At 56.7% G+C, this 15197-nt stretch carries 10 protein-coding genes; 5 read left to right on the forward strand and 5 right to left on the reverse strand.

Annotated features, from left to right (window positions below):
- Positions 1–5: 5 nt before the first annotated feature.
- A complete protein-coding gene (locus Pla52o_RS25685; RefSeq protein ID WP_231612667.1) occupies positions 6–1169 on the forward strand; it encodes a hypothetical protein in 1164 nt (387 codons plus the stop codon).
- A gap of 314 nt (positions 1170–1483) precedes the next feature.
- Here the strand turns inward: Pla52o_RS25685 and Pla52o_RS25690 are convergent, their stop codons facing one another.
- Both Pla52o_RS25690 and Pla52o_RS25695 read right to left on the reverse strand, forming a co-directional pair.
- Positions 1484–3484, reverse strand: coding sequence for a hypothetical protein (locus Pla52o_RS25690; RefSeq protein WP_197169537.1), 2001 nt, complete (start codon positions 3482–3484; stop codon positions 1484–1486).
- Between the two features lie 160 nt (positions 3485–3644).
- Entirely contained in the window at positions 3645–5660 is a 2016-nt protein-coding gene (locus Pla52o_RS25695; protein WP_146597502.1) for a multiheme c-type cytochrome, read from the reverse strand.
- A gap of 544 nt (positions 5661–6204) precedes the next feature.
- Between Pla52o_RS25695 and Pla52o_RS25700 the strand changes: the two genes are divergently transcribed.
- Positions 6205–6732, forward strand: coding sequence for a hypothetical protein (locus Pla52o_RS25700; RefSeq protein WP_146597503.1), 528 nt, complete (start codon positions 6205–6207; stop codon positions 6730–6732).
- 253 nt (positions 6733–6985) lie between these two features.
- Here Pla52o_RS25700 and Pla52o_RS25705 read toward each other — a convergent pair whose 3' ends face one another.
- The gene (locus Pla52o_RS25705) at positions 6986–7561 is read right to left on the reverse strand and encodes an adenine phosphoribosyltransferase (RefSeq protein WP_146597504.1); all 576 of its coding nucleotides are present in this window, start codon (positions 7559–7561) and stop codon (positions 6986–6988) included.
- Positions 7562–7718: 157 nt separating this feature from the next.
- Positions 7719–8189, reverse strand: coding sequence for a hypothetical protein (locus Pla52o_RS25710; protein ID WP_146597505.1), 471 nt, complete (start codon positions 8187–8189; stop codon positions 7719–7721).
- 549 nt (positions 8190–8738) lie between these two features.
- Between Pla52o_RS25710 and Pla52o_RS25715 the strand changes: the two genes are divergently transcribed.
- Both Pla52o_RS25715 and aroA read left to right on the forward strand, forming a co-directional pair.
- Positions 8739–9029: a hypothetical protein gene (locus tag Pla52o_RS25715; protein ID WP_146597506.1), complete on the forward strand. Its 291-nt coding sequence runs from the start codon at positions 8739–8741 to the stop codon at positions 9027–9029.
- Between the two features lie 9 nt (positions 9030–9038).
- Positions 9039–10535, forward strand: coding sequence for a 3-phosphoshikimate 1-carboxyvinyltransferase (gene aroA / locus Pla52o_RS25720; RefSeq protein WP_390620929.1), 1497 nt, complete (start codon positions 9039–9041; stop codon positions 10533–10535).
- Between the two features lie 128 nt (positions 10536–10663).
- On the opposite strand, the gene Pla52o_RS25725 is transcribed toward aroA, so the two are convergent.
- Positions 10664–11671 (reverse strand): NAD-dependent epimerase/dehydratase family protein, encoded by a 1008-nt coding sequence (locus Pla52o_RS25725; RefSeq protein ID WP_146597507.1) that lies wholly within the window; start codon positions 11669–11671, stop codon positions 10664–10666.
- A gap of 237 nt (positions 11672–11908) precedes the next feature.
- On the opposite strand from Pla52o_RS25725, the gene polA reads away from it, so the two are divergent.
- Positions 11909–14713: a DNA polymerase I gene (gene polA, locus Pla52o_RS25730; RefSeq protein WP_146597508.1), complete on the forward strand. Its 2805-nt coding sequence runs from the start codon at positions 11909–11911 to the stop codon at positions 14711–14713.
- Positions 14714–15197 lie beyond the last annotated feature (484 nt).

The following is a 15197-nucleotide window of genomic DNA, read 5'->3' on the forward strand; positions in this document are numbered from 1 at the left end:
CGAGGATGTCTGTGGTTTCACCCAACACGTCTCGACCAGCTCTCCCTTCCGCTGCGTCGGGTCCTTTGCGCCCCAGTGCGGTGGGGGCTCAATCAGCTCGCCAAACCACGGTCCATCGCGGGATCCTCGCCCTCTTTGTTTGGTGCTCGATGGCGGTTGCCGCTACGGTCGCATGCGGCGCGGATGTGTTGGAGCGGCGTGCGAGTTGGCAGGCCTATAACGTCGAAACGATGTCGCGAATGCTGCGTTCCTCGCTCGACGAACTGGGGACGGTTCCCGAGCGGATGGACCAAGCTTCGGACGAATTCATCTCGGCAATCGAAAAAGAGGACACCGATCCCCTCGACGCGTTGGTGGCAACGATTCGCGTCATCGTCCCTTCGGTCGAGAAATTGGTTAGCTCCACGCAAAAGAGCCTGGATAGTTTGGCTGCAGCCGGCGCCAGCATCGATCCCAATACGTCGGCTTACGGCGAAATTGAATCGCTGCCCAAAACGATGCGGATGAGCGTCCGCACATGGTTGGGACGCGAGCTAGTACGCAATCGGCTCTACGACGAAGCGCTGCCCGTGATTGCCGAAGTCGACCCTACCGAATCGATCGATCCTGCGGCGGTCCTTTTCTACCGCGGTGCCTGCTATCACGCGATGCTGATGAAGAAGGAAGCGTTGGCGGATCTACGACGTCTACTCGAAAACGAAGACGATTGTCCCGTCCGGTTTTCTCGCACCGCTACCATGATGGTGGCCGACATCAAACCGCTCAAAGAAGATTCCCTGGACGAGATTTCTCGGATTATGACCGATGTGACGCGGCGTTTGGATCTAGGCCGCAGCGACGAGGAAGTCAAAAAACGAGAACAAGAGATCATCGACAAGTTGACCAAACTGATCGATAAAATCGAAGAGCAACAACAACAGCAACAACAATCCAGCAGTGGTCAGGGAGGCCAAGGTGGCCAAGGCGCGCCGATGAACGACAGCCAAGCGGGAGGCGCCAGCGGCAAAGGGGATGTCGACCCCAAGAAGATGAAGGATCGCGATGGCTGGGGGAACTTGCCACCGGCCGAACGCAACGAGGCGCTGCAACAGATCAGTCGCGATTTGCCCACCCATTACCGCGAAGCCATCGAAGCTTATTTCCGAAAGCTTGCGACCGAGGGGCAATGAGCCCGATGGACGACGTTTGAGCCCGAGGGACGACGTTTGAGCCATCAATCCACCGGCTCGCTTCTCTTTACGCCAACGGCGGTAAACCACCTCGTGCTGCCGTCCAGTTTAGGCATTGGGGTTGAAGCGTTTTGACGCTGCACGAGCGCATTTGTAATTTTGATGTAGCTACCGTCGCCAGACGGTGGACCGCGTTCTGGCGAACGCAGCTACGGCTTGAATCCCACGCCATCTGTCACATTGCTCGAGTGAACAATTCCAGCGCACGCACAAGCGATTGCCTTGCGAGCCAAAGCGCCGGGCTGCCGCCCGACTTAAAACTTCCAACGGTATTCCATCCGAGTCCCGTACACGTCCGTTAGCTCGCCTCGCCATCCATACATCACGTCAAAACGTAACAACGTGGCGTTGCTCAACGGGACCTGGTAACGCGTTCCAGCAGCAAATTGGTCATCGGGAACCGCCGGGTTACCATTGCCATGCGGTGTCACGTAGGCCAACTCGAGCAGCCACTGGTGCCCAAAATCATCCGCGATCAAATCCACGCCCACGGCACCTCCGGCGGTGTCCGCCGCGGTGGGGTCGAGCGTGGCGAAACCGTTCAGCCCATCCGATTCGAAGTTGATCCCGGTGTTCCGCAAAATGCCTCCCGATCCGGCGGCCCGGGCGACCGATTGCGGTCGATCCCAACCATAGAAAAAGTTGGCATACGGCACGACCGTCAACGGCTTCGCCGTGATCCAACTGTTTTCGACCAATAGCAATCCACCATCGGCCGTCCGTTGATCCTTGTCGAGATCTTGGCCGCTATTGACGATCACGCGAACGCTGTTGCTGATCCGATCGAGATAGCGACGCGTGAAGCTTGCGGTGATGTTGTGATAGCTCCGCTCGCTCGCGTTGCGATCGCGAACGTACGCGTAGCCGGTTTCGATATAGCCACCATAAGCATCGATAAACCAAGCGGTGCCAAAGGCTTGAGCGGCGTGCTCGTCGCTGCCGAACGCAGCGCTGTTCAATTGATCCACCACCGCAAAGAACGTTGCATCGTAGTTGGCCCAATTGAGCAACCGACTGTGGCGCGCGGGCAAGGCGAATGCGGCCCCCGTCACGGCGTCTTCCATCCAAATGCCATTTTGGAATAACAACGGCACCAATCCGATCGTGAACGGCAACTCGAAGGGAGAGGTCCGCGATTGCGAAGCGCCCATCAATACGCCGAGATCCCCTTCATAAAAGCCGGTCACGGGGGTCAGATCGAATTCGCTGCGATACTTGATATCGTCGCCCACCTTTTCCCAGCGGGTGAATTGATTGTTGTTATCGAGCGGACCGACGAAACCGTGAAAGCGGTCGGTATCGGTCAATTGCAAGTCGAGATCAAGATTCAACCGACTGGCCCAATTATCGGTACGCCCCTGGGCATTCCGCCCTCCGGCGACCCCGGTTCGATAATCACCGTACATATAAAACTTGGGACGAACGAGATTCGTCGGCCCGAACCAATCGATTCCTTTGGGGGTGATGCCATCGCCGTACCACTCTCGGCCCCATTGGATCAACGGATACTGAGTCGCCACATCATGCTTGGCGTCATAGGCCCATTGCTCTCGTTGGCCATCATGGATCATCGACGCGTTAGGAATCGGCGTTGGCGAAAAGTCGTCCGCATAGTGAGCGGAGAAGTCCCGCGAAAAATCGCCCTCCGTCTCGACACTTGGATCGAGCGAGCTGCGACCGGCAAACAACGGCGTATCGAGCCCCGCATTCGGATGCGAACGAAGGATCGGATCGGGAAAATTCAAGCGACCTGCGGAGGCGAGCGTGTCGCTCGGCATTTCTGCTCCGGACAGCGTGTTTTCAACGAGCGGGTTCAGCGAAGCGGCGAGATCCCGCGAATGTTGCGGCCATGCTTGCTGAGTCAGCGACTCGAGCGATTGGTAAAACCGCTGCGTATCCAATCCCGTCACAGGCCGCGCCGGTTTGTATTGAGGAACCTCGCTCAACAAACTCGTCGCCCCAGGCGGATCCACCGCTTGCGCGGCAAACAACTGCAGTGGCGGATCCTCCACCACGGCAACCGACGGAACCTCGTGATCCGACGTCATCTCTGCAGATGCCATCTCCGCAGGCGCCATCTCCGCAGAAGCCACCGTTGTTGTCGAATTGACCTTTGGCAAACGCGCGGGTGCCTTGACCGCAGGCACCGAGGACTTGACCGCAGGTAACCGAGTCGGAGTTTGCGAATCCCCCCCCTCGGCAGATCCGACCATGATTCCCAGCGTTAGGACACCTACAAGCGTTCGGCGCGCCATCGATTTCAACCTCGCGACGTCTCCCTGAGGGAAGCGACGTGAAGGTGTCCGAAGTGCAGCGTCAAGCCGTCTCGGTCCGAAATCGACGATATTACTTGCTTGCGTCACGAGAACTATTTCCACTAGGAAATCACGGTTTCAGAAACGAGATCCGGCATCGCTATCGAACGATGAAGGTATGGCTACGGGTTCTTAAATCCAGCATGTTTTCATTCATTCGGCGAATCATGTCTGGCGTACTGTGGATTTGACGCATGAAGTAATTCGGCTCCATGCGACTACGCATCCGGACGCTCAACCGATAGGGACCTTTTTTCTGGATCACGGACGCCGGGATATGGTATTTCGGCGTGCGGTGATCCAGCGGTGCGATCGAGTGCGCTTCCATACGGATCAACGGTGGATGATTCAGGACGCTCACGGGCACGGCACCCGGTCGCAAAAACGGAATCGGATCGACGCTGAAATTTACCGGCAATGCCACTTCGCGATCGGTACCACGCACATTGTTGATCAAGAACTTGGTTTGCAAATTAAACAGATCTTTGTCGCGAGGCACGCGTCCTTGGGCCACATCGACGGAGTTCATATCCGCGAGGTCCCCCATCGAATCCAAGTAACCGCTCTCCCACACACGGCGTCCGTCGGGATCGATCAAGGCGACATTCAGCCATAATTGTGGCTGCGCCCCAAGCGATCCGGTGGGCAAGTTATGCCCCTCGCTCGTGTTCGAAACTTGGTAGGCAATTTTTAGCGGTGTCCCCGAGCGTGGCTCGCTCAAAAAGAAAGGTCCTTTGACGTCGACGCCCGCTTCAAGGGTGATCACCGCAGAAGATCGTTTTTCATCAATCTTCTGCTGATTGGCCGCGATAATCCGCCGCGCATCTCGACGGTCATCGGTGTTATCCCAAGGGGCTGGAAAATGCATATCCGGCGTAACGGACTGCTCAAACTCGTCGGTTCCCCAACCGGCTCGATAATCAAAATCGAGCCATTGTCGCGGCGTAAACTGCTTGGCCTTGGGGTTGTGCGGGAACACGCCTGGATGAGCGATCGAGTAGCCTGGTCCCCAAAATGTATGATTGGAGTGCTTCTTTACTTCACCAAACGGCTTCTCGTTGATTACCGCGGCATGACAATATTCGTAGCCGTCCGGTTTGCCCGGCACCGCCCCCATGTGACAATCTTGGCAACTGATCCCCTTGGCCGCCGCAGGGCCGTGGCGGTACTGGGCATGCACGATTTCCAATCCAATCCCAGGATGAACGGCCACTTGATGACACGACACACAGAGGTCGCTTTTCGTGAGCGGTTCGTAGAAGAAACTGCCCGAGTGCATCGCTTGTCCGGGGCCAGTTTGATGGGGCGACGTTTTCAGTTTTAATTCATCTGCCTTGGCCACCGCCTCAGCCACACCCGTTCCACAGGAACCGCCGCCGACGGGTTGATGAATGTCGCCCGGTTCGATGCGACGATCTCCGTTGCTGCCACGCCAATAGTGTTCGTTCACACGATGGCATGAGATGCACGTCACCCCTTCACGCACGACCGGCGGCATATCCAACACACTCGTCGTGCGAGGAATCTCCAATTGGGTTGCGACCGGAGAATGGCATCGCATGCAAAACGAACCCACCGTGCCCTGGGTATACTCTTGCATCACTTGCTCAAAACGCTGGAACATCGGCGAGATCACCGCATAGGCATGGCTGCTAACGCTCCACTCGTCGTAGTGCTTGGGGTGGCAACTACGGCATGTTTCGGCGGACGGGTAACAATTCTCGGTCCACAGTGCCTCGTGAGGATCCTTCGCCGGAGACGCTTCGGGTTTGGCAAGCTCTGGCTTCGGTCCAAGATAGTCCAGCGGATCCGACGGCATCGCCCCCTCGGACAACAGACCATCGGCCATCGGATCTCCACCGAGCAGATCATCTCCACCGAGCAGGTCATCCCCACCGAGTAAGTCATCCGCGATCAGCAAATCGTCACCGCCGAGTAGGTCGTCGTCGCCTCGCGGTCGTTGAAGTTTGCCTTCGTTCGCCAGCCGATCACTTTGAGCCGCGGCAATCCGAACGGGCCGAGCCAACTGCAAACGGGACGAATCATCCGCCGACAGGGAAAGCCACGTAATCGTCGCGAAGCCCGCACAAATCAGTGGGATTGCGATTTGACGCATGGGACAAAAGTCTTGAGTTGGAGCCAATCGGACAAGATGCACGCCGTGCAAAAGCACAGCCCCGTTGTGTTGTCCATCGACACGATTCCATCGTTACGACACCCCCAATAGGTTTTTGCGGAGCAGCTAACCTAATCGTCAAGGTTTAACATCGCGTCCATCGTCGCCTGGCGTTCTGGCGCATCCTCGTCATTTGCACTCTCGCCCGGACGGCGGCGTGGCAACGACTGGCGTCAGTTTTTCTCGACTGTCCGCCCCCGAGGCAATCATCGGCTTGGCAAGCGTCGGTTTGGCAAGCGTCGGCTTGGCGATCAACGGTCTTGCCGGATCACCGCAAAAGCATCGATTGTCCCGGTACAATCCCTAAAAAGTGCATCCTTCCCCTCATCCCTCTCGCTTTCTTGATTCTCACAACGAAAGCGTTCGTGGGGCGTCAAGTTTTCGAGTATGGTTTGCTGGAGAGTCGTATCGCGGGGGGAAGCCATGTCACGACACTCCTCTTTTCTTTTATCCATTGTGCCCCATCGATGGAAAATCAAGTCGTATGTATCAGACCAATGAAGCAAGCTCCGAAGAGGAGCAATCTCAATTCTTTCGCTGCCCCATTCAGGCAGCGGATGGCAAGGCCACGATACGAATCGGATGGAAACGAATCCCCGTGACCGTTCAAGAAACGTCGATTGAAGGATTCACGTTGACCGTGCCGGCAAAGTACACGTCACGGATCCAGATTTCCGGCCCCTGGGAACTCGTCTTTGCCGACTCGCGGACGGAAGTTCACCCCCAATGGTTTTTCAACGCTCCGGACGGTAACGCTCAACTCGCCGTTCGTCGCTTGCGCGATCTCACCAAACCCGATCGGATTCCCTCGTCATGGAGGATTCCGTTCCGCGGCCCTCGCTCTAACCAAAACGACAATGCGACCATCGCCTTCGGCGGCTTGGTGCTGGCATTTATCGCTGTATTGTCGTCGTCGAGAATTGGGGAGGAACTCGGGACCGCCAAGTACCTGCAATCCGCATTTGCCTCGGTCTGTAAGGGCATTCTCGAGACACTGCGGCCTTGGATGTAACGCGTCCTTGGATGTGATGTAACGCAAATACGTCCACTGCGAGTGGGCGCGCTACGATGAACGCCGCGGGGCGAGGACGCTAGAGCCGATAGTTCATATCCCGATACCTAAGCGAGCGAATATCGAGCTTGACGCGATCCCGCGCTAACGCGTCGGGTTGTGATTTTGATTCCACAGATCAACGAAAAGCCGTAACGCTTGGTTAAGGAAGCAGCGAAGACATTCCTAGTCGTTCGGATGCCATATCCACCTCCTAGGCTGACGGCCCTGGAAACTCATTCTGAATGCTCAGTTCGGTTTCATCATCGTCTTGGTCGTAGCTGAGCACCGAATGAACATGGTAGGGGCTCAGCCGTGCTTCGCCCCCGAGTTGCACCAAGTGAATCAAGAAAGAGCAGCCGACGATTTCGGCGTCACACTTTTCCAACAACCGGCAACACGCTTCCATCGTTCCGCCGGTGGCAAGCAAGTCGTCCACGATCAAGACGCGTTGGCCCGGCTTGACCCCATCGACATGGATCTGAAGCTCATCCGTCCCATACTCCAACTCGTAAGCGAACGAGTGCATATCGAACGGTAGTTTTCCCGGTTTACGAATTGGTACAAAACCGGCTCCGAGTCGAATCGCCAGCGGTGCCGCGAAGATGAACCCACGCGCTTCGGCGGCCGCAACCACATCGATCTTGGCGTCCAAAAACGGCTCGGTTAACGCCTCGACGGCCGCAGCCAATGCTTGCGGGTCCGCCAAGATCGGCGTGATGTCGCGAAATAGAATTCCCGGTTTTGGGTAATCGGGAATGTCACGGACGAAACGGCGAAGATCCAACATGGCGACAGCTCGTGAGTTGTGAAACAAAAAGGGGATCAATACAGCCTAAAGCAGGCCGGAACCAGAAAACAGCACACTCCCGCAGGGGGCCCATGATGGATCGACACCGCAACGGTGACCAACGCCCGCGAACGGAGCCTTTCATTCGCCACCCACGTTACGTGCTGGCGGGCGGCTCGGGCTTGCCGCGGATCACGCGGATTTCATCGAGATCGAGATCTCGTAATTCCTGCTCTTTGCGTTTCAAGTCGTCATCCGCTTCGCGGGGCGTTGGACGATCTTCGCGAGGCTTGGGCAGCTCAGAGTCCGATGCAGAATCGGATTTGATATCATCGGTATCTGGTTCAGGACGATCTTTTTGGCTCCTCAACGCACGCTCTTTTTCATCGGGGCTGAGTGGCAAATCGCGGCTCACCAATTCCGATGCACGGACTCCAGCCGGGTCAAACAGACTTCCGACACGCCCCTCGTCGCGGCGCGTCCGCTGCCATACCCCTCCGTACGCTGGATAGGCGAGGTCTTCACAATCGCCACAGATTCGGCATCCTGTCGCCGGAGCGAGTCCAACCAAAATGCCCAACAACAATAGCGTCTTTGTGACAGAGGCAATCATCGTGGAGTAGTCCATCACTCGAGATCCAATCCAGAAGTCCAACGCGCAAACAGAAAACCGATAGCCAACCGTGGCCATCGGTTCTATCGGTTGGGAAAGCTGGACGCCTTGAGGAAAGATTTAACGATTAAGTGAACGGATCCGGTTGTGGCCTCGATCGGCCCCCATCACGCAACACCCGACCTCGCATCACGCGACATTACCCTGCCAGCTTCCCGACGGCTGCGCCAGATGCTTTGCGCGTCCTCGCGGAAATGCAAACCAGGCCCCCCCCTCCCTTTGGTAGGGTCGATATGAACGAGCGGGGAGGGTCTTAGGTGTCCCTGGGTCGTTCGCTACGGCTCCACACGCACAGAAGCCATCCCCCCCGCCTGAGTTTCGATTCGCCGAACGGTTTGGCGACTTTCGCTACTTCCAACGAGGCAGTCAAAGTCTGCGGGAACGCCCTAAAACTATTTCCGGTCTTTTTGCTCGATTCGCTAAAGTCGACCTATCGGGTCGGCTTCACAAAATGAGACAAGGGAATCAGACCTAATCTCATCACGCCATGCGGAGCAAACCCCCTTGTTGGATCTTCCCCACCTTCTCCGTATCGTTGATGCGATCATCCTTCCCATGCTCGCCATCGGCATCCTGTTCTTGAGCAAAATCAGCTCGGGCGAGCGAGCTCGATGGGCCGAACGTCAGTTTTACGTGGCATTGATGGTAATGACCTTCGTCACCCTGCGAACGGTCGCGTTGAGCGGCGATTTATGGTTGGTTCACACCGGGACACTGGGGATTATGATTATCGGGTCGTTGATGGTGCGGACTCAAGGGACGCCCCTGGCGATGCAACCTCGTTTCCACCTGTAATGCTGTAACATGCCCGATATTCACTCGTCCTCGTCCAACGCTCCTGCCCCCACCTCCGCCGCTACGGCCCCCACCATGGTCGAGGTCATTCCAGGAGGTCCGGTGAGCGGAGTGATTCAGCCACCGGGCAGTAAAAGTCTGACCAATCGAGCCTTGATTTGTGCCGCGTTCGCAGCGGGCACGTCCCAGCTTCGCGGGGCGCTTCGCAGCGAAGACACCGAGGTCATGATCGACGCGCTGCGCACCATTGGCGTGAACATCGACGTGACCGAGGGGGGACGCACGATCACCGTCCACAACGACACCGTCCACAACGACACCGTCCACAACGACACCGTCCACAACGACACCGCCAAAACCGCATCGAAGCCTGACAACGAACCCTATCCGTTGTTCATCGCCAACAGCGGAACGACGATCCGATTTCTCACTGCCGCGTTGTCGGCCGCCGGTGGCCAATTTCGACTGCACGGCGTCCCACGGATGCACGAGCGTCCTATCGGTGACTTGATTGACGCCATCTCCACCGTGATCCAAGGCAGTATTACCGCCGAGTCTCCGCAGGGTTGTCCCCCGGTGTCGATCGATTCGGCCGGTTGGCGCGAAGGTGAAATCGAAGTCGGTGGTGCGGTCAGCAGCCAATACCTCAGTGGCTTGATGATGGCAGCCCCGATCGGGCCACGCGATGCGAATCCGCCGAGATCTCAAACCACTCGGATCGCGGTCCAGGGCGAGTTGGTCTCACGCCCCTACGTCGAGATGACTTGCAGAGTGCTCGAGTCGTTCGGAGCAACCGTAAAAACGATCACGTCGGGACTCGCGGCCGGCCAGAGCGTCGCGTTTGACATTTCACCCGCAACCACGACCGACGGCTACGGCTATCGCGGCATCGACTATGCCATCGAGCCCGATGCATCGGCCGCTAGCTATTTCTGGGCCGCGGCGGCCATCAGTGGTGGCTCGGTAACCGTCACCGGTTTGACTCACGCGGCAATGCAAGGCGATGTCGGATTTGTCGATGTGCTGAAACAAATGGGTTGCGAAGTCGATGAGCACGAAGCGGGCATTACCGTCACCGGCGGTAGACTGCATGGCATCGACGTCGACATGAACGCGATCAGCGATACCGTGCAAACCTTGGCGGTCGTGGCGCTGTTCGCAACCGGCCCCACACGCGTGCGTGGCGTTGCCCACAATCGCTTCAAAGAAACGGACCGGATCGGCGACTTGGCATGCGAGTTGACCAAACTTGGCGCCCATGTCACCGAACATGAAGACGGTTTGACGATCACGCCTCCGGCCAACGGCAGCGAAGGCTTACACGGTGCCGTACTGCAAACCTACCATGATCACCGCATGGCGATGAGTCTGTCGTTAGCGGGATTGCGGATTGCGGGAGTCAAGATCATGGACCCGTCGTGCACCGGGAAAACTTATCCCGAGTACTTTGCCGACCTCGAACAATTGATCGGGCGTGCCCATCACTGGTCGACGCTAAGCACCTAAGCAGGATATTTCATAACCCGGGGACCCCTCGTAAAATCCCTCGCTTACGCGTTTTGAAGTTGCGCGTCGGGTTATGATTTTGTTTGCATTCATTTAAGGATGACGCCGAATCATTGCCGCCGAAATGCTTAACGGTTCTCCGGTGAATTCATGAGCGACTCCCGTAGCGAATCGAGTCCTTCTTTCATCGAGATGCGCACCCGATAGCCAAGACGTTCTTTCGCAGCCGAGATATCGAAATAGTGATCCTTGGCTAATTGTGCGGCAACGAAACGCGTCATCGGCGGCTCGTCCGTTTTGCCGCAAAGTCGATAAACGCGTTCCAGCACCGCGCCGATCCGATACGCCGTCTTGTAACGAATCGTTCGTGTTGGCGGTTGGACTCCACCGATCGTGCAGATCTCACGAATCCAATCCCAGCAATTTACCGGTTCGTCCTGAGCCACAAAGTACGCGCGGCCTCCTCCACGGCGAGGATCCTGGACCAACGAATCGAGCGCGTCCAAATGAGCCGCCGCGGCATTGATGACGTGAACGGTGTCCACAATATTGCTGCCATCGCCGACAATTCGCAAACGCCCACGACGGGCGCGATCCAGAATACGTGGAATGATGTGCGGATCATCGTTGCCCCAGATTAGATGCGGACGAAGCGCGACCGTGCTGAGTCGACCGGCGTCGTGAGCCGATAACACCGCTTGCTCGGCCAACGCTTTGGTATGGGGATAATGGCACAACCATTGGCTCGGATAGGCAGCGGACTCGTCAAGATTCCGTTGATGCTGTGAATCAAACGTCACGCTCGGGCTGCTCGTATAGACCAAGTGCGCGATGTGGTTGGCTTGACAGGCCGCGATCACATAATCGGTGGCTAATTTATTGATCGAGTAAAAGTGTTCCCATGGTCCCCAAACCCCCGCCACCGCGGCAGTATGAATCACGGCATCGACATCCCGGATCGCTTGCTTCGAGAAGGCTTCGTCCGACAAATCACCCCGCAAGTGCTGCATCCCGCTGGCGACCAACTCGGGATAGGCCCCCCGCGATACGCCGCTGACCGTGTCACCACGCTGCTGCAATTGACGAACGATCTCGCGTCCGAGAAACCCGCCACATCCCGTAACAAGAACACGCATAGCAAATACAGATCAATCAGGAAAAAAGGGGGGGGTAGGCGATCGTCGCCGGATGTCTCCGACATCCGCTGTCTTCGTCACATCGATTCCGATGGCGGAGACAGTGGGTGACATGCGTTCGGACACCGGGCGACACTGGGGAAATAGTTGTAGCGAATCGATCGGCTTACGTCAGTCACGATTGTGCGATAAAAAGAGCGTCCTCTCTCGATTCGCTTCTCGCATTTCGCAGCAACCATGGCTGATACAACATCCAACCTGTTCCCTGGCGACAAAAAGCTTTACTTGCTCGATGGAATGGCGCTTACCTACCGGGCCCACTTTGCTCTGGTTCGCAGTCCAAGATTCACCTCGGGCGGAATCTGTACGTCGGCGTTTTTTGGGGTGCTGAACACGGTGCTCGATCTGATCCGCCGTGAGCAACCGACCCACATCGCGGTCGCCTTTGATACCCCCGAACCGACCGCCCGGCACAAAGCGTTCCCCGAATACAAAGCCCAACGCGACCAGATGCCTGAGGACATCGCGAAACAATTGCCCTTGATCGACCAATTGTTCAAAGCCCTCAACATCTACAGCATTCGGATGCCTGGCTACGAGGCCGATGATGTGATCGGCACGCTCGCACATCAAGCTCAAGCCAAGGGCTTTCAAACCTTCATGGTCACCCCCGACAAGGATTACGACCAACTCGTCACCGAAGATGTGTTTGTCTACAAACCAGGGCGCAAGGGAGGCGATGCGGAAATCGTCGGCGTCAAAGAGGTGTTGGCGAAATGGGAAATTGAGCGAGTCGACCAAGTCATCGATATTTTGGGATTGATGGGGGACGCCAGCGACAATATCCCCGGGGTTCCAGGCATCGGCCCCAAGACCGCACAAAAATTGATCGCGCAACACGACTCGATCGAAGGACTCTACGCCAACGTATCCCAATTGAAAGGGAAACAGAAAGAGAACATCGAAACCAACAAAGACAAGGCGTTGCTTTCGAAAAGCTTGGTCACGATCCAGTTGGACGTCCCGCATACCGCCGACATCGACCATTTTCTCTGGAAGAGTTACGACACTCCGGCGCTCAAAACGTTGCTGACGGAGCTCGAGTTCGACGCGATCGGCAAACGTGTCTTTGGCAAGTCCTTTTCGGCCGCATCGGCGCGCGCTAACGTGGTTCGCGAAAAACGCGAAAATGAGATCCAAGCGACGCTATTCGATGAACCGGTGCAAGAGAAAACGATTCAAGATGTGCCGCATCAATATCACACGATTCATACCGCCGCCGAGCGCGCCGAGTTGATCGCCAAGCTGGCAACGCAAGATTCGATCTGTTTCGATACCGAGACCACTTCGCTCGATCCACGCTCCGCCTTTCCGCTGGGGATCGCATTTTGCTTCGAACCTCATTCGGCCTATTACGTCGTTTGTCCCTACAATCCCGAACAAGCCCATGCGGTGATCGACGAATTCCGCCCTATCTTTGAAGACGAGTCGATCGAAAAGATTGGGCATAACCTCAAGTACGATTTATCGTTGTTGCGATGGCATGGATTCGATGTCCGCGGCAAGTTGGTCGACACGATGCTGGCGCACTCGATGAAAGAGCCTGAGATGCGGCATGGCCTCGATTACCTTTCGACGCTGTACCTCGGTTACAAACCGATTCCCACCAGCGATTTGATCGGGCCGAAGGGCAAAGAACAGAAGAACATGAGTGAAGTCGAAGTCGAACGCGTGGCCGAGTACGCCTGTGAAGACGCCGACGTGACCTTCCAGGTTGCCAAAGTGCTACGCGCCGATCTCGAAGCCGCTGGCGTCAGCCAGGTATGTTACGAAGTGGAGTTTCCGCTCGTCCGCGTGCTGGTGGACATGGAGCACGAAGGCATCCGGCTGGACAGCGACGCGTTGGCGGAGTACTCCCGCACGCTCAGCGGCGAAATCGAGGAGCTACAAAACCAGATCTTCGAAAGCGCCGGTCATGAGTTCAATATCGATTCGCCCAAGCAGCTCGGGGTCGTCCTTTACGAGGAGATGGAACTCGAAAAGAACCCTAAAAAAACAGCCACGGGCCAGTATTCGACGCGTGAAGCCGAACTCGAACGGCTCTCCGGAAAACACCCCATCATCCGCGACGTGCTCGAATATCGCGGCGCTCGCAAATTGAAGTCCGTCTACGTGGACCAGCTCCCCCAAGCGGTCAATCCCAAGACCGGGCGTTTGCATACGCACTACAGCCAAACCTGGACGGCAACCGGCCGCATTCAATCGAACGATCCCAATTTGCAAACCATCCCGGTCCGCAAACAACGCGGTCGCGAAATCCGCGCCGCCTTCGTGCCCCGTGACGAAAACCATCTGCTGCTCTCGGCCGATTATTCGCAAATCGAACTTCGCGTGATGGCCGAACTGAGTGGCGACGAGGCGATGCTAGAAGCCTTTATCAGCGGAGAAGACATTCATACCGTAACGGCTAGCAAGGTCTATAAAGTCGACCCCGCCGACGTCACCCGCGAGATGCGTGACAAGGCCAAGACGGTTAACTTTGGCATCATCTATGGCATCTCTGGCTTCGGTCTACAACAACGGCTAAACATTCCCCGCGCCGAAGCCAATGAATTGATCGCCAACTACTTTGAAAAGTACCCTGGCGTCCAGCGTTACATCGATGAAACGATTGCGTTTGCCAAAACGCACGGGTACGTGGCAACCCGGACCGGTCGACGTCGCTACATCCGCGACATCAATTCAAAAAGCAAAACGGTCGTCAGTGCTGCAGAGCGTCTGGCAATGAACAGCCCGATCCAAGGGACCGCAGCGGACATGTTGAAACTGGCCATGATCCGCGTTCACGAAGCGCTCACCGAAGGCGATTTTAAAACCAAAATGTTATTGTCGGTGCACGACGAAATCGTCTTCGACATGCCCAAAACCGAACGCGAAACGGTGATGCCGGTAATCGAACAAGCGATGAAGACGGCGATGCCGATGAGTGTCCCCATCGTCGTCGAGATGGGCGTGGGTGAAAACTGGCTCGAAGCCCATTAGGCATCCCAACTCTAAACCACCTTCCCCCAAAAGCTTCACTTTGGGCGAGCGACTGGAGGGTGGCGAGCGACTGGGGGTAAGGGTGGGCTGTGGAAAAGTTGAGGTTGTGGGGTTTTGGGTTTGCGCAACTGTCATCCCGACGGGATGACAGACAGTAAACAATTTAGGCTTTGACATCGCGGAGCGAGGCACGAGCGGAGCCGATGTTCAAGGCCTTGGTTCAAGAAGGCCGGTGGAACGCTTTGAAGATTCAGCGATCGCCTAGAGAATTTAAGAAGGGTTTTGCTTTCTTGTCGCGTGACCGCAGGACTGATGATGGTGGCGGAGATGGCCCGGGGTGCCGAGTTGCAGCCAGCAACTGGGCCGCTTTGTGCGTTTCCTGATTGTCTGCCAGTGCGGCTGCGGGCCTCGTTTTTCGCGACCTGCGCAGACCGTCTGCGACCGCACTCCTGGTGACGCTTCGTTTTTGACGGTTCGAACGATC

This window comes from Novipirellula galeiformis (assembly GCF_007860095.1).
GTDB lineage: Bacteria > Planctomycetota > Planctomycetia > Pirellulales > Pirellulaceae > Novipirellula > Novipirellula galeiformis.